The following is a 19,375-nucleotide window of genomic DNA, read 5'->3' on the forward strand; positions in this document are numbered from 1 at the left end:
TAGTCATGTTAGAAGAGTGTAAATCAGATTTTCCCATTTTAGACCAAATTGTTAATGATGAGCCGCTGGTTTATCTGGATAATGCCGCAACGACGCAAAAGCCGCAGCAGGTATTGGATGTCTTGGCAGACTATTACCAGAAGGACAATGCCAATGTCCACCGTGGAGTGCATACCTTGTCTGAGCGCTCGACGGCCCGTTATGAGGCGGCGCGCCAGACGGTAGCTGATTTTATCCGTGCCAAGTCTAGCAAGGAGATCCTCTTTACCCGAGGAACGACGACGGGGCTCAATTGGGTGGCTCAGTTTGCTAGAGATCTTCTCCAAGCAGACGATGAGGTCATCATTTCGGTTCAGGAGCACCATTCCAATATCATTCCTTGGCAGCAGGCCTGCCAGAAAACAGGGGCCAAGCTCCGCTATGTTACCTTGAAAAATGGCGAGCTCGACATGGACGTCCTGAAGGAAGTCCTGTCTGAAAAGACCAAGTTTGTCTCTCTAGCCCATATTTCCAATGTTTTGGGCTCAGTTGCGCCCATTAAGGAAATAGCAGAGCTGGTGCACGCGGTCGGTGCCTACTTGGTAGTGGACGGTGCCCAATCAACTCCGCATATGGCTATTGATGTGCAGGATTTGGACGTAGATTTCTTTGCCTTCTCAGGGCACAAGATGTTGGGACCAACTGGTATTGGTGTCCTCTATGGCAAACAAGAACTGCTAGAACAAATGTCTCCTGTCGAATTCGGGGGTGAAATGATTGAATTTGTCTATGAACAATACGCAACTTGGAAGGAACTGCCTTGGAAATTCGAAGCGGGGACACCTAATATTGCGGGTGCTATCGGACTTGCAGCTGCCATTGATTACCTAAATGACATCGGCATGGAGCATGTCCAGCAGCACGAGGAAGAATTGATTGCTTACATCTGGCCAAAATTGCAGGCCATTCCCGGCTTGACCATTTACGGTAGCCAGGACGTCAGTAAGCGGACAGGTTTGATTGCCTTTAATCTGGATGATTTGCACCCACACGATGTGGCGACTGCCTTGGATTATGAAGGCGTTGCTGTTCGAGCAGGTCATCATTGTGCCCAACCGCTTCTCAGTTATCTGCAGGTGCCGGCGACTGTTCGGGCAAGTTTCTATATTTACAATACCAAGGCTGACTGCGACAAGCTGGTCGATGCCTTGCTCAAAACAAAGGAGTTTTTCAATGGCCCTATCTAGGTTAGACTCGCTCTATATGGCCGTTGTGTCAGAGCATTCCAAATCTCCTCGCCATCATGGTAGCCTCTCAGGAGTCGAAAAGCTTGAATTACACAATCCCACCTGCGGCGATGTCATTGAATTGTCTGTCAAAATCGAGGATAATGTCATCACAGACATTGCCTTTGATGGTGTCGGCTGTACCATTTCCACAGCCTCGGCCTCTATGATGACAGAGGCCGTTCTCGGAAAGAGTCTGGACCAAGCCCAAGAACTGGCGGAAGTCTTTTCTCAAATGGTCCAAGGTCAGCAAGACGACAAGCAAAAAGAATTGGGAGATGCCGCGCTTCTAGCGGGTGTTGCCAAATTCCCACAGCGAATTAAATGTGCGACCCTATCCTGGAATGCCCTCAAAAAGGCGATGGACAGACATGTCAGCTAAGAATAAACAAATAATACAGAAAGGATTGTTTGGTTTAGTTAAGTAAACTGAACTGAACAGGCCCAAGATTTATAGGGCTGAGTATCTTAATTATGTCAGAAGAAAGAATTGAACCAACCCCGATTGATCTTGGGGAATATAAATTCGGTTTCCATGATGAGAACGTGGAACTAGTGGCTTCAACTGGTAAGGGCTTGAGCGAAGAAGTCATTCGTCAAATGTCACGTATCAAAGGCGAGCCTGAATGGATGTTGGAATTCCGTTTGAAATCCTATGAAACCTTCAAGAAAATGCCTATGCAGACCTGGGGAGCCGACTTATCTGAGCTGGATTTTGATGACATTGTCTATTACCAAAAACCGTCAGATAAACCAGCACGTAGCTGGGATGATGTACCAGACAAAATCAAGGAAACCTTTGAACGCATCGGTATTCCAGAAGCTGAGCGTGCCTATCTAGCAGGAGCTTCTGCCCAGTACGAATCAGAAGTGGTCTACCACAACATGAAGGAAGAGTACGATAAGCACGGCATTATCTTTACAGATACCGACACGGCTCTTAAAGAACATCCAGAACTCTTCAAAAAATACTTTGGAAAACTCGTTCCGCCGTCAGACAATAAACTAGCTGCCCTCAACTCAGCGGTTTGGTCAGGCGGGACCTTCATCTATGTACCAAAAGGTGTCAAGCTGGATATTCCACTCCAAACCTACTTCCGTATCAACAACGAAGGAACAGGTCAGTTTGAACGCACCCTTATCATCGTGGATGAAGGGGCAAGTGTTCACTACGTAGAAGGCTGTACCGCTCCGACTTACTCGACGGCTAGCCTCCACGCTGCCATTGTGGAAATCATTGCCCACGAAGGTGCCTATATGCGTTATACCACCATTCAGAACTGGTCTGATAACGTCTATAACTTGGTAACCAAGCGTGCCCGTGCCGAGAAAAATGCAACAGTCGAGTGGATTGACGGAAACCTTGGTGCTAAGACGACCATGAAATACCCTGCGGTTTATTTGGAAGGCGAAGGAGCCCGTGGGACCATGTTGTCCATTGCCTTTGCCAACAAAGGTCAGGTCCAAGATACCGGTGCCAAGATGATCCACAACGCCCCACGGACTTCATCTTCTATCGTATCCAAATCTATTGCCCGTGGCGGTGGAGAAGTTAACTACCGCGGTCAAGTAACCTTTGCAAAAAACTCAGCCAAGTCAATCAGCCACATCGAGTGTGACACTATTATCATGGATGATATTTCCAAATCAGATACCATTCCATTTAATGAAATCCACAACTCACAGGTGGCCCTCGAACACGAAGCCAAAGTCTCAAAAATCTCAGAGGAACAACTCTATTACCTCATGAGCCGCGGCCTATCTGAATCAGAAGCCACAGAGATGATTGTCATGGGCTTTGTCGAACCATTCACCAAAGAACTCCCAATGGAATACGCAGTCGAACTCAACAGACTGATAGCCTATGAGATGGAGGGTTCAGTGGGATAGTTTGCCGCGAACTTGAACAGCTTTAAAGCTGTTCAAGCCCGTCAAACTCCCCACTGAAGTAGGAAATAAGGAGCGATGGCAGTCGCTCCTCTTTATAACCTTATAATAATTCCGTGCCTTCCACGTTCGTCGTTTTCTGTAAGAAAACGATATGTAGCTAGGAGTTTCGTAGAAACTCTCTCCAACTGAAGTTGGAGATAAGGACTTGCGGTAGCGAGTCCACATTATAATAAAGTATACAACACATCCAAAGTAGCTTTAGGGCTACTTTTTGCATTGGTCCTCCCACCAAGGATTCTTAAAATAGGGAATCCTATCTAGCAACCATTAAAATTCAAAAAGCGAACAAGTTAGTATTCTGATAGTCAGAAAATCTAATCTTGATCGCTTTTTATTCTTTATATGATTGAGACAGGCTCTTTTTCAGCCGAGGTTTGCCAATAATTATAAATTTATAATCTCTTCTTCTGGAATTCCGTAGTCTTCTAGCATCTGCAACATCTTCTCGAAGCCCAGTTGAAAATGTTCCAAGACATGTCCGTCGGAGCCCAGAGAATAGCGGTGGCAACCTAGTTCTTTGACCAATTGAAGAGCGTAACGGTACAGTTCTTCGTGGTGATAGAGGTAGATGCTCTTGGCATTGAGTTCAAAGGCTAAATCATGCGCTATCATTTTCTTGAAAATGCGGATGAGCTGAGGCTCAAAAGTCTCTAGTTCTTGAACAGTCACATCAAAGAGGCGGAAACCGTAGTCAAAATGCGCCAAGACGTCAGCTGGAACCCGTCCGACGGCATATTCCAAGCGGTCCAAATAATCGGTCATGACCGCCATCTTGTCCATATCTGCCACTTCTTCGTCTAGATAATCGTTAACTCCGTTGTGATGGACGGATAATAATTTGAGGTCGAAGTCTTTGTCTGCTAAGTAGGCTAGAATATCGGTTTCCCGCGGTTGGAAATAGCCGATTTCAATGCCTTTCTTGATGCGCTTACCATAGTCTTCATTAAGCACAGCAATTTCTTGGGAATAGGCCTCATAATCAGGAATATCATCCTGCTTGCTATAGGGATTGGACAAATCAAAATGCTCCGTCGTCACGATTTCGCCGCTGTAATGCTCGAGATAATCTTGAAATCGCGCCTTGGAATCGTAGGAGTGGTGGGTATGCAGGTGGTTGTCTCTCATGGTAATTCTCCTTTCTTTCTATTGTAACAAAATCGCTTTTGAGCGACAAGTTCGGAAATCAAGGGAAATGGAATAAAAAAATCTGATAATTCTTGCAATTTATCAAAAATTTGGTAAAATAGTACAAAATATAAAGCGATGAGAGAAACAATCCCAGACCATTTTTCAGAGAGTATCTAGTTGCTGAAAGGGTACATCGGTTTGGGTACACATTCTTGAGTGCAATTGCCAACGGTGTTGAACCTAGTAGTGATTGACGTCTGTCTACGTTACGGGCTGAAGTCTTTGACTTCCTGAGGGATATACGGCGACGTATGTCTGAATGAAGGTGGAACCACGTGTAAGCGTCCTGAAACAAGGATCTTGCGCGTGTTTTTTTTTATCGTTTGAGAGGTAATGACATGGAAATAAAAGGGCTTAGAAAGATTACACCTTATGTGGCTGGAGCGCAACCACAGGTGGCCAATATGATTAAACTCAATACCAACGAGAATGCCTATGGACCAAATCCAGCGGTAGTTGCGGCTTTGGCTGCTTTTGATGCGACAAACCTACGTCGCTATTCGAGTCTGGATCAGGCGGAACTACGTCAGGCCTTGGCGGAGCAACACGGTTTGGAGGCGGACCAATTTGTCATTGGCAATGGTTCGGATGATATCTTGGCTATGGCTTTTCTGTCCTTCTTTCAAACGGAGCAACCGATTTTGTTTCCAGATTTGACCTACGGCTTTTACAAGGTCTGGGCTGATTTGTATCAGGTGCCTTTTAAAGAGATACCGCTGGCGGAGGATTTTAGCTGGCGAGTGGCAGATTATCAGAGAGAATGTGGAGGAGTGATTTTGACCAATCCCAACGCTCCGACGGGATGCTTCCAGTCTCTGGGCGATATTGAGGAGGTTCTGAAGGCTAATCCGCAGGTCATTGTCATCGTTGATGAGGCTTATGTCAATTTCGGCGGGCAGACAGCTATTCCGCTTTTGGACAAATACCCCAATCTCTTCATTACGCGGACCTTCTCCAAGGATGCATCACTAGCGGGTTTGCGTGTCGGATACGGCATAGGTTCCAAGGAGCTGATAGGTGTTATTCAAGCGGTGCGCAATGCCATCAATCCTTACAATGTGGATGCCATTTCGGAAGCTTTGGCTTTGGCTGCGGTCAAGGATTGGGCCTATTATGAAGAAACCTGCCGGAAGATTATGGCAACGCGCGATTGGTTTGCGGAAGAATTGACCAGACTTGGCTTTGACGTTTTGCCGTCAGCAACCAATTTCCTCCTAGTGCGACCATCTCGTGTTAGTGCGGGAGAACTGTTCAAGCACTTGGAAGAGGAGCAGATTTATGTCCGGTATTTTCCAAACCAAGAACGCATAAAAGATAGACTACGCATCTCCATCGGCACACAAGAGGAGATGGAGCAGGTCTTAGCAAGGATAAAGGAAGGGTGCCTATGAACAATCGAACATTGCCACAAGGACTGCACGACAAGCTTTTCAAACGCGCTCGTGCCACCTATGAAATTGAGCGGACGGTCAGCGACCTATTGATAGAGCGCGGTTTTCATCGGATTGAAACGCCGACCTTGGAGCATTTTGAAGTCTTTTCAGATACTGTCGATACCAATAATTATCACCTTTTTGACAAGAGAGGCCATCTTCTGAGCTTGCGGCCGGATATTACTAGCCAAGTAGCCCGTGTCATTGCTTCAACTCGGGTGCAGACGCCTATTAAATTTTCTTATTCGGGCAAGGTCTTTCGCAGTCAAGAAGCCATGCGGGGCTTGGAAAATGAACGCACTCAAGCCGGGATTGAAATCATTGGCTACCCTGTACAGGAGGCCTATGCTGAAGCCATTTCTAGTGCCAAACAAGCCTTGGAACGTTCGGGGTTGAAAGACTACAAATTTGAGTTTTCGCATGCAGCCATCCTCAAGACGATTTTTCAGCAATTGGAACTAACTTCTGAGGTAGCAGATGATTTGTCCCTCCATATTCGGGATAAAAATATTACCAAGCTCCATGAATTTACCAAGCAGCATCCGAGTGAATTTGATGGTTTCATCAGTCGTTTGCCTTACTTGTTTGGAGAGGTAGAGGCGGTCTTGGCAGAAGCCCGGCAGGTGTCGCAGAACGCGCAATTATTGCAGGCGTTTGACCAATTAGAAACATTTATCGCCATGGCAGAAACTGATTTGGGGCCTGTCACGGTGGATTTGGCCCAACTTCCGAGCCTTCCATACTATACAGGCATGATGTTTAAGGTTTTTGACCAACAATTGCCAGACGCCTTTTTATCGGGTGGGCGGTATGACAAACTCTTTGAGCGGTTTGGAGCCGAGGAGCTGACAGCTATCGGTTGGGCCTTGGAAATTGATGCCATTTACCAAGCCATTCGGCAGGATTTAGACTATCAAGGAGGGAAGTAAATGGGTGAGCAGATTACCATTGCCTTGACCAAGGGGCGGATTGAGAAGGAAACCTTGGCTCTTCTGGAAAAGGCGGGTTTTGATATGTCTTTCATGGCCGATAAGGGGCGGAATTTGATTTTTGAAAGCCCTGATGGGCAGTTTCGCTTTTTACTGGTCAAGGCTCCGGATGTAACGACCTATGTTCGCCACGGAGTGGCAGATATGGGCGTTGTCGGCAAGGATGTCTTGATTGAGCATCCTGCAGGATTTTTGGAAATGCTGGATTTGAACTTTGGCTTGTGTAAATTCTCGGTTGCCTCTGTTCCAACTTACAATCCCAGTGATCACAAGCGGAAGCGGATTGCGACCAAGTATCCAACAGTTGCCCTGGAACATTTTAAGCAAAAGGGCGAGGATGTCGAGATTATTTCTATTCAAGGTAGTGTGGAAATTGCTCCTGTTCTGGGACTGGCCGATGCCATCGTCGATATTGTGGAGACGGGCAATACCTTGGTGGCCAATGGTTTAGTGGTCTTTGAAGATATTTGTCGGATTTCCTCGCGTTTGATTGTCAATAAAGCCAGCATCAAGAATAAGCCTCAAGTGCTATCATTTATCAAGAAATTAGAAGACATTGTCGGAAATGAGGAGGTACCTTTTAGATGAAACGCTTAAGTGGAACAAGTCAAGACATTGCGGCCTTGCTCTATCAAGAACAAGTGGCGCTGAATGCAGAAACGGTCTCCGTAGAAGAGACCGTCAAGAAAATCATGGCACGGGTCGCTCGTGAAGGAGATGCAGCTCTGAAAGCCTACAATCTCCAGTTTGACGGGATCGAGCTCGATGACTTAGAAGTCAGTCAAGCGCAAATAGATGCAGCTTTTGAGCAGATTGAACCAGACACTCTCTCAGCCTTAGAAGGTGCCAAAGCCAATATCGCTTCCTACCACCAACAACAGGTGGAAGTGGGTTTTGAGGACCAACCGTCTGAAGGCGTCCTTCGTGGGCAACTCATTCGTCCCCTAGAGCGAGTGGGCGTCTATGTTCCGGGAGGAACAGCCGCCTATCCTTCTTCGGTCTTGATGAATGTCATCCCTGCAAAAATTGCTGGTGTGGAGGAAATCATCATGATTACCCCGCCACAAGAGACCTACAATCCAGCGATTTTGGTGGCGGCAAGATTGGCTGGAGTAGATAAGATTTATCAGGTTGGCGGAGCCCACGGGATTGCCGCGCTAGCTTATGGAACGCAGTCCATTCCCAAGGTGGATAAAATTACCGGTCCGGGCAATATTTATGTCGCAACGGCTAAAAAATTGGTCTACGGCTTGGTTGGAATTGATATGGTTGCCGGTCCATCTGAAATTGGCGTTATCGCAGACGAGACGGCAAATCCTGTTTTTGTAGCGGCGGATTTGTTGTCACAGGCGGAGCACGATCGCTTGGCGCGTGCGATTTTGGTGACCAATTCGGAAGTCTTGGCTGAACAAGTCGAGCTAGAAATCGATCGGCAGCTGCAGACCTTGCCTCGTGAGGAAATTGCGCGGACGTCCATTGAGCAGAACGGACGCATTATCGTGACAGATACGGTAGAAGCCATGTTTGACTTGATGAATTTGGTGGCGCCTGAACATTTGGAAATTGCTATGGAAGATGCCTATGATTATCTTCCCTTGGTCAAGCATGCTGGGTCGATTTTCTTGGGTCATTATACCAGTGAGCCGATTGGGGATTATTATGCAGGGACCAATCATGTTCTGCCAACTTCAGGCACCAGCCGTTTTTATTCGGCACTGGGTGTCCATGATTTTATCAAACGAATACAATACACACAATATAGTAAGAAAGCCGTGCAAGAGGCTAGTCAGGCCATTACAAATTTAGCCTATTCAGAAGGGTTGGCTGCTCATGCACGGGCCATTGAGGTGAGAAATGAAGGAAGTTAAGGGATTATTGGTCATGGATGTGGACAGCACCTTGATCATGGAAGAAGGCATTGACCTGCTGGGCGAAGAAGCTGGTCTCGGTCAGCGAGTTGCGGACATTACCAATCGCGCCATGCGGGGGGAATTGGATTTTGAAGAGGCCTTGCGTGAACGCGTTGGTTTGCTGGCTGGCTTGCCCGAAACGGTTTTGGACCGCATTTTAGGGCGCATTCATTTCACACCGGGAGCAGAAGAATTGGTGGCAGAACTCCACAAGCGTGGCTATAAGGTAGCCGTTGTGTCGGGTGGTTTTCATCAGACGGTCAATGTGTTGGCGGAACGGCTCAATTTGGACTATGTTAAGGCCAATACGCTAGAAATTGTCAACGGAGTTTTGACAGGACGCGTGACCGGCGACATTGTGACCAAGGATATCAAGGAAACCATGCTCAGAACCTGGGCGGCGGAAAATGGTCTCGACATGCAAGATACGATTGCAGTGGGCGATGGTGCCAACGATCTGCCTATGATTCAGGCAGCTGGTATCGGCATCGCCTTCTGCGCCAAACCTATTGTGCAGGAACAGGCTCCTTATCAAATCAATGAGAAAAATTTATATCAGGTGATTGAGATTTTGGATAGGATGAAGAATTAAGAAACGCTATTCACAAGTCTGGTACCGAGCTGCGAATACAGCTTCTAATATAGTAAAGAGAGAAGAACATCATGAGAACAGCAAGCATTGAACGCAATACTTTTGAAACAAAAATCAAGCTGACGGTTAATTTGGATGTGCAGGAACCGGTTGAGATTGTGACGGGTGTGGGCTTTTTTGACCACATGTTGACCCTTTTTGCCCGCCACAGCCGCATGTCTCTAGTTGTCCATGTGGACGGCGATACGTGGGTGGACAGTCATCATACGGTTGAGGATGTCGGGATTGTTCTTGGACAAGCCATCAAGGAAGCTCTGGGTGACAAGGTCGGTATTAATCGTTACGGGACTTCTTTTGTACCTATGGATGAAACGCTTGGTATGTCCAGTCTGGACTTGTCTGGACGCTCTTATTTGGTCTTCGATGCGACTTTTGACAATCCAAAATTAGGCGATTTTGATACGGAATTGGTTGAAGAATTCTTCCAAGCCTTGGCTTTCAACTTGCAGATGAATCTGCATTTGAAGATTTTGCACGGGAAAAATAGTCACCATAAGGCTGAAAGTCTCTTCAAGGCAACAGGTCGAGCTCTTCGTGAGGCCATTACCATCAACCCTGACATTAAGGGTGTCAACTCAACAAAAGGACTCTTGTAATATGATACGAGTGATTGATTACGATGCAGGAAATACAGCCAATGTCCTGCGGGCCTTGGAAAAAATCGGTGTAGCTGCGGAATTGACAGCGGATCGTGAGAAGATTTTGTCGGCTACAGGCTTGATTTTACCGGGGGTTGGTGCCTTTCCGTCGGCCATGGCTGAATTAGAAAAACGCCAACTGCTCCCAGCTATTCAGACAGCTGTGGCGGCTGGCAAACCTTTTTTGGGTATTTGTCTAGGCATGCAGTTGCTTTTGGACCAAGGTCTGGAACACCAGCCGACCAAGGGTTTGGGCCTCATTCCCGGTGTTTGTCGTCCTATTCCATCTAAAGAGGGCTATCCTGTACCCCACATGGGCTGGAATCAGTTGGAAGTCAAGCAGAAAAATCCACTGACAGATGGGCTTGATGACCAGTCGGTTTACTTTGTTCACAGTTATTTTACCGCTGTAGCGCCTGAATATATCGACGCAACAGCGGATTATAGCAGGGAAATTCCAGCCATGATTTCAAAAGGAAATGTCTTTGGGGCGCAGTTTCACCCTGAAAAATCAGGTCAGGTTGGGCTTGGCATTTTGACAAAGTTTGCGGCATTATGTCAGAAATAGTGAGGGAAGATATGCAGATTTATCCAGCGATTGATATTCGAAATGGGAAGGCAGTGCGTCTCTTTAAAGGAGACTTTAATCAGGAGACCATTGTTAACCCAGATGTATTAGACCAAGCCAAAACATTTGCGGCTGCGGGGATTGGCTTTATTCATGTGGTGGATTTGGACGGTGCTTTAGAGGGACGAGCGACCAATAGGGATTTGATTGCCAGTTTGAAAAGCGAGACCGGTCTCCGTATTCAAGTTGGAGGTGGCGTTCGCACCTTGGACCAGATTGCGGATTATCTGGATGCCGGCATTGACCGTGTCATTATTGGGTCTATGGCTGTTAAAAATCCAGATTTTGTCAAGCAAGCCTTGGAGCGTTTTGGAAGTCAGGCCATTGTCGTGGGCATCGATGCCAAAAATGGCTTTGTCGCAACAGAAGGCTGGCTAGAAACCAGTCAAGTAGACTATCTGAGCTTGGCCAAGGAGATGGAAAAAATTGGTGTGCGGCTTTTTGTCTACACCGATGTGGACCGCGACGGTACCTTGACAGGTCCTAATTTTGACCATTACAGAAAATTGAAGGCGACCTTGACAGAGGCAGATGTCATTGCTTCTGGTGGTATCCATGCCGTGAGCGACTTGGTGGAGCTGGCGCAAATCGGGGTGGCCGGTACCATTGTCGGTAAGGCTTATTACAGCGGCAAGGTCAGCTTGGACGAATTGCAGCAATTTGGAGGTTGAACATGTTAGCAAAACGCATTATTCCCTGTCTGGACGTCAAGAACGGTCGGGTAGTCAAGGGGGTCAATTTTGTCAACTTGACGGATGTGGGAGACCCTGTGGACACAGCAAAAGTCTACTACGAGGCAGGCTGTGATGAATTGGTTTTTCTTGATATTACGGCGACGCATGAAGAACGCGAAACGACTGTGGACATGGTACGGCGCGTGGCAGACCAAGTCTTTATTCCTTTTACCGTTGGCGGTGGCATTCGTTCCGTTGATGATATGAACAAGATGCTCAAGGCAGGGGCTGACAAGGTATCGGTCAATTCATCGGCGGTGGCCAATCCATCCTTGATCAAAGAATGTGCTGAAAAATTCGGCAGCCAATGTGTTGTGGTCGCTATTGATGCGCGCAAGGAGGTAGATGGAACTTGGCATGTCTACGTGGCTGGCGGTCGCAAGGATACCGGTCTAGATTTATTAGATTGGGCCAAGAAGGTCGTCGAGCTCGGAGCTGGCGAAATCCTTTTGACCAGCATGGACAAAGACGGGACTAAGTCAGGCTTTGATGTGGACATGCTCAATGCTGTGGCGAGCGTGGTGACGGTTCCCATCATTGCATCGGGTGGCGCTGGTAATACGAACCATATCCTTGAGGTATTTGAACAGACACCGGCGACTGGAGCACTGGCAGCATCCATTTTTCATTATGGCCAAGTCAGCATTGCTGAAACCAAATCAGCTATGCGCCAGAATGGAATTGAGGTGCGATTAAATGATTAGTATTGATTTTGCCAAGCAAGACGGACTGGTGCCTGTGATTGTCACTGACCATGAGACAGGTCTGGTCTTGATGCTGGCTTATATGAATGAAGAATCCTATCAAAAGACCTTGGAAACCAAACAGATGCATTACTGGAGCCGGTCGCGTCAGGAATTGTGGCACAAGGGTGCAACCAGTGGGCATTTTCAGACGGTTAAATCCATCAAAACAGATTGTGACCGCGACACCCTGCTCATTTCCGTCGAGCAAGTAGGGGCTGCCTGCCATACGGGTGCCTATAGTTGCTTTTTTGAAAACATACTCTAAGAAAGGAGCAGATATGCTAGAAACCTTGTACCATGAAGCCCTGAACCGTAAGCGTAATCCAAAAGAAGGGTCCTATACTAACTACTTGTACGGCAAAGGCTTGGATAAAATTCTCAAGAAAGTTGGGGAAGAGGCGACAGAAGTTGTGATTGCCGCCAAAAACGCCGACAAGGAAGAAATTGCCAATGAAACAGCTGATTTGCTCTATCATATGGCTGTTCTGCTGGTGGAAACTGGTGTGAGCTTGGAAGAAATCGAAGCTGTTTTGCAAGCTCGTCAAGGAAAAGTCAGTAAGACCAGCGACCGCCGAGAAATTAGTGACTACTAAAAAAGCTCATCACGAGCTTTTTAGTTTGTGAAAAAATCCGAAAAAAGTATCTACCCCAACAAATCTCCCAATTCTTCCACCGTTTGGACAATGTGGCTGGCACCAGCAGTTGTCAATTCCTCTCGGTCACCATAGCCATACAGGACACCGATACTGTCGAGCTGGTGTTGCTTGGCACCGATGACATCATGTTTACGGTCACCAATCATTACAGCTTTGCCATTGATTTTTTCCAGTTAGTCCAGCGCATAGGCAATAATCTGCCCCTTCTTGGTGCGCGTATCATCCAAACTTGCACCTGCAATGACTGTAAAATAGCGGTCCAATTCAAAATGGGCCAATATTTGTTTGGCAAAGATTTCCGGTTTTGAAGTGGCTATGAGGAGTGTTTTCCCTTGCTCTTGCAATTTGCCCAACAATTCCGGAATACCGGGATAGGGATGGTTTTCAAACATTCCCTTGCTGGTAAAATATTCCCGAAAATAATCGACTGCCTGCTGGGTTTCTGCCGCATTCAGTCCATAAAACTGGGCAAATGATTCGTAGAGAGGTGGTCCGATAAAGCGAGACAAGTGACTGGAATTGTCATCAGCAATGCCCATTTTTTCCAAGGCATAGGCAGCCGAATGGATAATGCCGGGACCAGAATCGGTCAATGTTCCGTCTAAGTCGAAGAGAAGCGTTTGGTACATAGGAACCCCCATTTTTATTGGTCCATAAGACAAGTGTTATCCCTGTATATAGTCAGACAATTCCTGATTCTTCAGACCTGCATTTAAGGCAATCAAGAGCTTGATTCTGGCTTTTTGAGCATTCAGCTCCTTGACAAAGAGGATACCTTCTTTCTCTAGTTGGATACCGCCTCCCTGGTAGGCGTAGACAGGCTCGGCAATACCGTTAAAGCAACGAGAAACCAGCACAATCGGAATTCCTGCTGCCAGCAAGCGGTGGATTGCTGGCAAGATAGATGGAGGCAGATTTCCAGCTCCCAGGGCCTCAATCACAAGACCGGAAAGTTTACCAGGGTCTAGAGAATCAAGGAGAATGGTCTCCATATCTGCAAAAGCTTTGATGATAGGAATGGTTCCTGCAATTTCTGACAAATCAAAGCGAACACGTGGCTCAGCAGTTTTGAAAAAGAGGATTTCCCGTTTGGTTACAAGCCCCAGAGGACCGTGGGTCGGAGTCTGGAAAGTAGAAACATTTGTCGTATGGGTCTTGGTCACATATTTTGCGGCATGGATTTCATCGTTCATGACCAGCAAAACCCCCTTATCTGCCGCCTTTTCATCTGCGGCGACACGCAGGGCTGTCAGATAATTATAGACACCATCACTACCCAAATCATTGGAAGAGCGCATGGCTCCTGTGATAACAATTGGCTTTTGAGGAATGGCCATGGTATCCAAGAAATAGGCTGTCTCTTCCAAGGTATCGGTGCCATGAGTGATGACAAAGCCGTCAAATTCATCCGCCTGTCGCTTGATTTCTTGGTAGAGCGCCATCATGTGTTCCAATCGAATATGGGGACTTGGCAGATTCAAAAAATCAACAGACACTACCTGAATAGTGTCCAAGGGAGTAGAAAGACTGGCCATAGGATTGTGGGAACTAGAAGAGACGCTCCCCTGATTGTCGGTCTGCATAGAAATGGTTCCTCCAGTGTGGAGGGCCAGAATTTTTTTCATAAGTTTTCAGTTTCTTTCAAATCTGTGATATACTAATTGTAACATAATTCCAGGGAAGTAGGTGAGCTAGATGGCGGTAAAGGCAGTGTTTTTTGATATTGACGGAACCCTTCTGACCGATAATCGAACAGTCAGCAAATCCACCATCCAGGCCATCAATGCCCTCAAGAAAAATGGCATTTTCGTGGGCTTGGCAACAGGCAGAGACCCCAACTTTGTCCTGAAATACATGGCCGGCCTATCGCTGGATCTGGCCATCACCTACAATGGCCAATATATTTTTTCAAGAGACCAAGTCCACTTTGCCCAAGCCTTGGATAGGGGAACATTGGAGACATTTCTTGATTTGGTGGAGAGCAATCAGTGGGACTACTCACTTGGGCTGGGGACAGGAGTTGTAGGCAGTGGTATTATGAACGTAGGCACTGGTCACCTGGTCTACAGATTGACACGCATGATACCGAGCGCCTGGGCTGGTGGCATCAACTTCCTGATTAACCGCCTGGTTCGCAAGTTCCGTCCTAAGGATACAGATAAGATTCGTTCCTATCTGGATCAACCGGTTTATCAAGTCTTATTGTTGGCTACTGAGTCAGTGACCCAGCGCCTGGCCCTTCAATTCCCAACTCTTGGTTTTACCAGGTCCAGTGCCTATGCGGCAGATGTCATCAGCAAGGGCAATTCCAAACTGCAAGGCATCCAAAAATTGGGAGAAATCTATGGCTTTAATACGGAAGAAGTGATGGTTTTTGGGGATTCAAACAATGATTTGGAAATGTTAGCCGGTGTTCAGTATGCCATTGCCATGGGAAATGCTACCCAACAGGCCAAAGGGACGGCGACCTATGTGACAGATACCAATAATAAGGATGGTATTTATAAGGCCTTGGTGCACTTTGGTATCGTGGAGGAGAAGAATGTTGACTAGTAAGGATGCCAATGTTAATGCTGTTCGTGACTTTCACAAGGCTATGGATGGCACACTTCAGGAAATTCCCCAGGCATTTGATGGGAATACGGCCTTTTACAGGGCTAGTTTCAAGTTGGAGGAGCTGGTCGAATTTTTACAGGCAGCCTCATCGGACCAGGCAGATTTTGACCGTAAGGTCCAGGGCCTGCACCAGCAACTCGACAAGGCAGTGGCAAAAGTTACCAGTAAAGGAAGTCCAGGTCTCTCCTTGGTTGGTCAGGTCGATGCCCTGATGGACTTGCTCTATTTTACTTACGGTTCCTTTGTTTTGGTAGGAGTTGACCCCAAACCCATTTTCGATATTGTCCACCAGGCTAATATGGGTAAGCTTTTTCCGGATGGTAAGGCCCATTACGACCCTGTTTCCCACAAAATATTGAAGCCAGAGGGCTGGGAGGAGCGTTTTGCACCAGAAGGGAAAATTCAAGACGAACTAGACAGACAAAAAGGCAGAAAATCCTAATGCGATTCTCTGCCTTTCAATTTATCTAGATGTTTATAGACTTTTTTCTGGATTGCGCACAATCAAGATGTCAATGTCTGTGTGGCGCATGATGTATTCAGAAGAAGAGCCGATGAGCAGTCGCTCGAAGGTGTTGAGACCAGTCGCTCCCAGTAGCATCAAATCGGCACCAGCCTCTTGTGGAATGTCTGTGGAGAGTAAGGTCTTGGGATTGCCAAACTCAACGATAGTGGCAATGTCTGTCAAGCCTGCATCGGTAGCCCACTTTTTATAATTTCCTAAAAGAGTTTCGGCCTCTTTTTCAAGAGATTCGTAGATGGATGCGTCAAAAGCCACGACATTATATAGGGCTCTGGTGTCGATGACATGGGCAATGGTCAATTTTGCCTGATTGCGTTTAGCAACTTGAATGGCTTTTTGCAAAGCAACTTCGGCATTTGTTGAACCATCAACAGCAACTAAAATAGATTGATAGGTTTGTGACATGATCCTTACCTCCTTTTAGACAATTTTTGTAAGGGAATATTATACATTTATATTATAAGGTATTTTACAAAAAATGTAAAGTATTTATTGATAGATGGAGAAAAATAATATAAGCAACCGTAAATGATAGTCAGATTGAAGTGTCCAGAGACAGATAGAGTGTTCATGTCATTCGAGTAGTATCATTTCCCTACATTTCCTGCGATTTATAACATTTAGTGATAGATTTACTATGAAAATGATTGCTAAAATAACCAAATTCCATTATGATAGTAGTATTCATAGACTCAAGAAAGTTGAGGAGGTATAGTTATGAGACAATTTGAAAAGTCAACAAAGCTCGAACATGTTGCTTACGATATCCGTGGTCCAGTCTTGGAGGAAGCTATGCGCATGCGGGCAAATGGTGAGAAGATTCTCCGCTTGAACACAGGAAATCCAGCTGAATTTGGTTTTACGGCGCCAGATGAGGTTATTCACGACTTGATTCACAATGCCCGTAAATCAGAAGGCTATTCCGACAGTAAGGGGATTTTTTCTGCCCGTAAGGCCATCATGCAGTATTGCCAGGTCAAGAAGTTTCCAAATGTTGACATCGATGACATTTACATCGGAAATGGAGTTAGTGAACTGATTACCATGTCTATGCAGGGCTTGCTAGACAATGGAGACCAGGTCCTGGTGCCAATGCCCGACTATCCACTTTGGACAGCGGCAGTTAGCCTGGCAGGTGGCGATGCGGTCCATTATCTCTGTGACGAGGGGGCAGATTGGTATCCAGATTTGGACGATATTCGTTCAAAAATCACCAGCCGCACCAAGGCGATTGTCCTGATTAACCCCAATAATCCAACAGGTGCCCTTTATCCAAAAGAATTATTGTTGGAGATTGTAGAGATTGCCCGCCAGCATGAGCTTATCATTTTCTCGGATGAAATCTATGACCGCATGGTTTTTGACGGCGCAGTCCATATCCCAATTGCTTCATTGGCACCAGATGTCTTTGTCGTGACTATGAATGGTCTGTCCAAATCCCATCGTATCTGTGGCTTCCGTGTGGGCTGGATGGTCCTATCAGGTCCTAAAAAGCATGTGAAAGGCTATATCGAGGGTCTCAATATGTTGTCCAACATGAGGCTCTGTTCCAATGTCCTGGCTCAGCAAGTTGTCCAAACTTCGCTTGGAGGCTACCAATCAGTCGATGAATTGTTGATACCTGGTGGCCGACTTTATGAGCAGAGAGAATTCATCACCAAGGCTATCCAAGATATTCCAGGGCTTTCAGCTGTCAAGCCTAAGGCAGGCCTCTATATCTTCCCGAAAATTGATCGTGAAATGTACCGGATTGATGATGACGAGCAGTTTGTATTGGACTTCCTCAAGCAAGAAAAGGTTCTCTTGGTCCATGGTCGTGGATTTAACTGGAAGGACCCAGACCACTTCCGTATTGTCTACCTTCCACGTGTAGACGAGCTAGCAGAAATCCAAGAAAAAATGACCCGCTTCTTGGCCCAATATCGTAGATAAAAAATAAGCTCAAACCGTTTAGGTGAGAGCTTATTTTTGTGGGATGATGTGAGAGGGATTAGGTAGAATCCTTGCGGCGACTAAAATAAATTTGATTTATACACTACCTGTTTCATTTGTATGTCCAGTATGGAACTGAAAAAATTCTTATTTACCCTCAAAAAATGCTGTGTAAAGTGCCTGTAGGGCCTGCTCTTTTTGTTCCGTTTTGACAACAAACATGACAGAAACTTCGCTGGCACCTTGTGAAATCATGGCCAGGTTGACATTCTGGTTAGATAGGGCAGTCGTTGCCGTGGCTGTTACACCGACATGGCTCTTCATGTTCTCACCAACGATCATGATGGTGGATAGGCCACGCTCGATTTCAGCCTTATCAACCTCCAGCTGCGTTTTGAGCTGGCGAAGGATTTCAGCTTCCTTGATAGGGGTCAATTCGCGGCCACGGAGTACGATGGACAGGTCGTCGATACCAGTCGGCATGTGCTCGAAACGAATATTCAAGTCTTCTAAAATTTGTAGGACCTTGCGACCAAAACCAACTTCACGGTTCATCAGGTACTTGGAAATGTTGATACTTGTGAAATCATCATCTGCTGCAATTCCGACAACAGGCAGGGTCTGGTCAGTATGCTCCAGGACGATTTGGGTGCCTGGGTGGCTAGGGTTATTCGTGTTTTTGATAACCAAAGGAATACGTCCACGGTAGGCAGGTAGGAGGGCTTCGTCATGAAGGACGGAGAAACCTGCATAGGCCAATTCACGCATCTCACGGTAAGTTAATTCCTTGATAGAATGTGGATTTTTGATGATACCAGGATGGGCAGCAAAAATGCCGTCAACATCGGTAAAGTTCTCGTAGAGGTCGGCTTTGACACCGGCCGCTACGATAGAGCCTGTAATGTCCGAACCACCACGGGAGAAGGTACAGATTTGATTGTCGATGGTCACACCGAAAAAGCCAGGGATAATCAAGACCTCATCCGCATCGCGCAATTCTTCAATCTTATCATAGCTAGACGGTAGGATACGGGCATTTCCAGGTTCTGAGCTGACAATGATACCAGCTTTCTTAGGGTGGACATAGCGGGCAGGAAGTCCTTTTTGGGTAAAATATTCTGCAATTAGCTTGGCATTGTTGTCCTCGCCGGCCGCTAGGAATGCGTCGTAAAGAAATTCATTATTTTCAATTGGCAGGGTCGCCAGGTCCTTGATGCTGTCAGCAATCTTCGCCATACTTTTAGCTGTAAAACCAAGCTCGTCAACCATAGCCTGGTAACGATTGATAATCCATTCTTGGCTGGCTGTCACATCCTTACCACTTGTATATTCCTTGTAATATTTAATCAGAGCGTCTGTCACTTTCGTATCTTCGGCATTGCGTTTACCTGGTGCTGATACGACAACAAAACGGCGCTCAGGGTCCGATTGAACGATGCTAAATACTTTTTCTAATTGGCTGGCAGACGCGAGCGAGCTACCTCCAAATTTGGTTACTTTCATAAGAATCTCCTC

19 protein-coding genes and 2 pseudogenes are annotated in these 19,375 nt (G+C 46.5%); 16 read left to right on the top strand and 5 right to left on the bottom strand.

All coding sequences use genetic code 11. The features are described 5' to 3' along the window. Positions 1 to 5: 5 nt before the first annotated feature. From ACHBIF_RS06320 to sufB, 3 genes are all read left to right on the top strand, one after another. Entirely contained in the window at positions 6 to 1,226 is a 1,221-nt protein-coding gene (locus ACHBIF_RS06320; RefSeq protein ID WP_125266148.1) for a cysteine desulfurase, read from the top strand. After that, positions 1,213 to 1,647 (top strand): Fe-S cluster assembly sulfur transfer protein SufU, encoded by a 435-nt coding sequence (sufU, locus tag ACHBIF_RS06325; protein WP_125266147.1) that lies wholly within the window; start codon positions 1,213 to 1,215, stop codon positions 1,645 to 1,647. The genes ACHBIF_RS06320 and sufU overlap by 14 nt, the downstream gene beginning before the upstream one ends. A 92-nt stretch (positions 1,648 to 1,739) precedes the next feature. After that, entirely contained in the window at positions 1,740 to 3,155 is a 1,416-nt protein-coding gene (sufB, locus tag ACHBIF_RS06330) for a Fe-S cluster assembly protein SufB (RefSeq protein WP_394719364.1), read from the top strand. 444 nt (positions 3,156 to 3,599) lie between these two features. Here the strand turns inward: sufB and ACHBIF_RS06335 are convergent, their stop codons facing one another. Further along, complete coding sequence (locus tag ACHBIF_RS06335; protein WP_105111548.1) at positions 3,600 to 4,340, bottom strand: PHP domain-containing protein; 741 nt, start codon at positions 4,338 to 4,340, stop codon at positions 3,600 to 3,602. 401 nt (positions 4,341 to 4,741) lie between these two features. Between ACHBIF_RS06335 and hisC the strand changes: the two genes are divergently transcribed. From hisC to hisE, 11 genes are all read left to right on the top strand, one after another. After that, on the top strand, positions 4,742 to 5,794 hold the full coding sequence (gene hisC, locus ACHBIF_RS06340) for a histidinol-phosphate transaminase (RefSeq protein ID WP_394719366.1): 1,053 nt from the start codon (positions 4,742 to 4,744) through the stop codon (positions 5,792 to 5,794). After that, complete coding sequence (locus ACHBIF_RS06345; RefSeq protein ID WP_394719368.1) at positions 5,791 to 6,765, top strand: ATP phosphoribosyltransferase regulatory subunit; 975 nt, start codon at positions 5,791 to 5,793, stop codon at positions 6,763 to 6,765. The genes hisC and ACHBIF_RS06345 overlap by 4 nt, the downstream gene beginning before the upstream one ends. Next, positions 6,766 to 7,413, top strand: coding sequence for an ATP phosphoribosyltransferase (hisG, locus tag ACHBIF_RS06350; protein WP_394719370.1), 648 nt, complete (start codon positions 6,766 to 6,768; stop codon positions 7,411 to 7,413). Next, entirely contained in the window at positions 7,410 to 8,693 is a 1,284-nt protein-coding gene (gene hisD, locus ACHBIF_RS06355) for a histidinol dehydrogenase (protein WP_394719372.1), read from the top strand. The genes hisG and hisD overlap by 4 nt, the downstream gene beginning before the upstream one ends. After that, on the top strand, positions 8,680 to 9,327 hold the full coding sequence (gene serB / locus ACHBIF_RS06360) for a phosphoserine phosphatase SerB (protein WP_394719374.1): 648 nt from the start codon (positions 8,680 to 8,682) through the stop codon (positions 9,325 to 9,327). Before hisD ends, serB begins: the two co-directional genes overlap by 14 nt. 71 nt (positions 9,328 to 9,398) lie before the next feature. Beyond that, a complete protein-coding gene (gene hisB / locus ACHBIF_RS06365; RefSeq protein ID WP_394719376.1) occupies positions 9,399 to 9,983 on the top strand; it encodes an imidazoleglycerol-phosphate dehydratase HisB in 585 nt (194 codons plus the stop codon). Between the two features lies 1 nt (position 9,984). Continuing rightward, complete coding sequence (gene hisH, locus ACHBIF_RS06370) at positions 9,985 to 10,593, top strand: imidazole glycerol phosphate synthase subunit HisH (protein ID WP_394719378.1); 609 nt, start codon at positions 9,985 to 9,987, stop codon at positions 10,591 to 10,593. Positions 10,594 to 10,604: 11 nt separating this feature from the next. Beyond that, entirely contained in the window at positions 10,605 to 11,324 is a 720-nt protein-coding gene (hisA, locus tag ACHBIF_RS06375; RefSeq protein WP_394719380.1) for a 1-(5-phosphoribosyl)-5-[(5-phosphoribosylamino)methylideneamino]imidazole-4-carboxamide isomerase, read from the top strand. Between the two features lie 2 nt (positions 11,325 to 11,326). Further along, positions 11,327 to 12,091 carry an imidazole glycerol phosphate synthase subunit HisF gene (hisF, locus tag ACHBIF_RS06380; RefSeq protein ID WP_394719382.1) on the top strand — a complete coding sequence of 255 codons (765 nt, stop codon included), beginning with the start codon at positions 11,327 to 11,329 and terminating at the stop codon, positions 12,089 to 12,091. Continuing rightward, positions 12,084 to 12,398 (top strand): phosphoribosyl-AMP cyclohydrolase, encoded by a 315-nt coding sequence (hisI, locus tag ACHBIF_RS06385; RefSeq protein ID WP_105111558.1) that lies wholly within the window; start codon positions 12,084 to 12,086, stop codon positions 12,396 to 12,398. The genes hisF and hisI overlap by 8 nt, the downstream gene beginning before the upstream one ends. 13 nt (positions 12,399 to 12,411) lie before the next feature. Next, positions 12,412 to 12,726, top strand: a complete 315-nt coding sequence (gene hisE / locus ACHBIF_RS06390; protein WP_105122925.1) for a phosphoribosyl-ATP diphosphatase — start codon at positions 12,412 to 12,414, stop codon at positions 12,724 to 12,726. Positions 12,727 to 12,776: 50 nt separating this feature from the next. Here the strand turns inward: hisE and ACHBIF_RS06395 are convergent. Both ACHBIF_RS06395 and ACHBIF_RS06400 read right to left on the bottom strand, forming a co-directional pair. Beyond that, positions 12,777 to 13,418: pseudogene (locus tag ACHBIF_RS06395) on the bottom strand (HAD family hydrolase). A gap of 36 nt (positions 13,419 to 13,454) precedes the next feature. After that, entirely contained in the window at positions 13,455 to 14,414 is a 960-nt protein-coding gene (locus tag ACHBIF_RS06400) for an asparaginase (protein ID WP_394719385.1), read from the bottom strand. 70 nt (positions 14,415 to 14,484) lie between these two features. Here ACHBIF_RS06400 and ACHBIF_RS06405 point away from each other — a divergent pair. Then, positions 14,485 to 15,847 (top strand): annotated as a pseudogene (locus tag ACHBIF_RS06405) (Cof-type HAD-IIB family hydrolase). A gap of 33 nt (positions 15,848 to 15,880) precedes the next feature. Here the strand turns inward: ACHBIF_RS06405 and ACHBIF_RS06410 are convergent. Beyond that, positions 15,881 to 16,333 (bottom strand): universal stress protein, encoded by a 453-nt coding sequence (locus ACHBIF_RS06410; protein WP_172079639.1) that lies wholly within the window; start codon positions 16,331 to 16,333, stop codon positions 15,881 to 15,883. Between the two features lie 312 nt (positions 16,334 to 16,645). On the opposite strand from ACHBIF_RS06410, the gene ACHBIF_RS06415 reads away from it, so the two are divergent. Continuing rightward, complete coding sequence (locus ACHBIF_RS06415) at positions 16,646 to 17,860, top strand: pyridoxal phosphate-dependent aminotransferase (RefSeq protein ID WP_105160820.1); 1,215 nt, start codon at positions 16,646 to 16,648, stop codon at positions 17,858 to 17,860. A 147-nt stretch (positions 17,861 to 18,007) separates the two neighbouring features. On the opposite strand, the gene ACHBIF_RS06420 is transcribed toward ACHBIF_RS06415, so the two are convergent. Beyond that, entirely contained in the window at positions 18,008 to 19,363 is a 1,356-nt protein-coding gene (locus ACHBIF_RS06420; RefSeq protein ID WP_105122931.1) for an aspartate kinase, read from the bottom strand. Positions 19,364 to 19,375: the final 12 nt, after the last annotated feature.

It is taken from the genome of Streptococcus sp. A11, assembly GCF_043674225.1.
Taxonomy (GTDB): Bacteria; Bacillota; Bacilli; order Lactobacillales; family Streptococcaceae; genus Streptococcus; species Streptococcus suis_V.

Coding starts and splice junctions, on each gene's coding strand:
- hisC (WP_394719366.1), top strand. CDS start 4,742: ATGGAAATAAAAGGGCTTAGAAAGATTACACCTTATGTGGCTGGAGCG.
- ACHBIF_RS06410 (WP_172079639.1), bottom strand. CDS start 16,333: ATGTCACAAACCTATCAATCTATTTTAGTTGCTGTTGATGGTTCAACA.
- hisD (WP_394719372.1), top strand. CDS start 7,410: ATGAAACGCTTAAGTGGAACAAGTCAAGACATTGCGGCCTTGCTCTAT.
- hisG (WP_394719370.1), top strand. CDS start 6,766: ATGGGTGAGCAGATTACCATTGCCTTGACCAAGGGGCGGATTGAGAAG.
- sufB (WP_394719364.1), top strand. CDS start 1,740: ATGTCAGAAGAAAGAATTGAACCAACCCCGATTGATCTTGGGGAATAT.
- ACHBIF_RS06345 (WP_394719368.1), top strand. CDS start 5,791: ATGAACAATCGAACATTGCCACAAGGACTGCACGACAAGCTTTTCAAA.
- ACHBIF_RS06335 (WP_105111548.1), bottom strand. CDS start 4,340: ATGAGAGACAACCACCTGCATACCCACCACTCCTACGATTCCAAGGCG.
- serB (WP_394719374.1), top strand. CDS start 8,680: ATGAAGGAAGTTAAGGGATTATTGGTCATGGATGTGGACAGCACCTTG.
- hisE (WP_105122925.1), top strand. CDS start 12,412: ATGCTAGAAACCTTGTACCATGAAGCCCTGAACCGTAAGCGTAATCCA.
- hisB (WP_394719376.1), top strand. CDS start 9,399: ATGAGAACAGCAAGCATTGAACGCAATACTTTTGAAACAAAAATCAAG.
- ACHBIF_RS06420 (WP_105122931.1), bottom strand. CDS start 19,363: ATGAAAGTAACCAAATTTGGAGGTAGCTCGCTCGCGTCTGCCAGCCAA.
- hisI (WP_105111558.1), top strand. CDS start 12,084: ATGATTAGTATTGATTTTGCCAAGCAAGACGGACTGGTGCCTGTGATT.
- hisA (WP_394719380.1), top strand. CDS start 10,605: ATGCAGATTTATCCAGCGATTGATATTCGAAATGGGAAGGCAGTGCGT.
- ACHBIF_RS06400 (WP_394719385.1), bottom strand. CDS start 14,414: ATGAAAAAAATTCTGGCCCTCCACACTGGAGGAACCATTTCTATGCAG.
- ACHBIF_RS06415 (WP_105160820.1), top strand. CDS start 16,646: ATGAGACAATTTGAAAAGTCAACAAAGCTCGAACATGTTGCTTACGAT.
- hisH (WP_394719378.1), top strand. CDS start 9,985: ATGATACGAGTGATTGATTACGATGCAGGAAATACAGCCAATGTCCTG.
- ACHBIF_RS06320 (WP_125266148.1), top strand. CDS start 6: ATGTTAGAAGAGTGTAAATCAGATTTTCCCATTTTAGACCAAATTGTT.
- sufU (WP_125266147.1), top strand. CDS start 1,213: ATGGCCCTATCTAGGTTAGACTCGCTCTATATGGCCGTTGTGTCAGAG.
- hisF (WP_394719382.1), top strand. CDS start 11,327: ATGTTAGCAAAACGCATTATTCCCTGTCTGGACGTCAAGAACGGTCGG.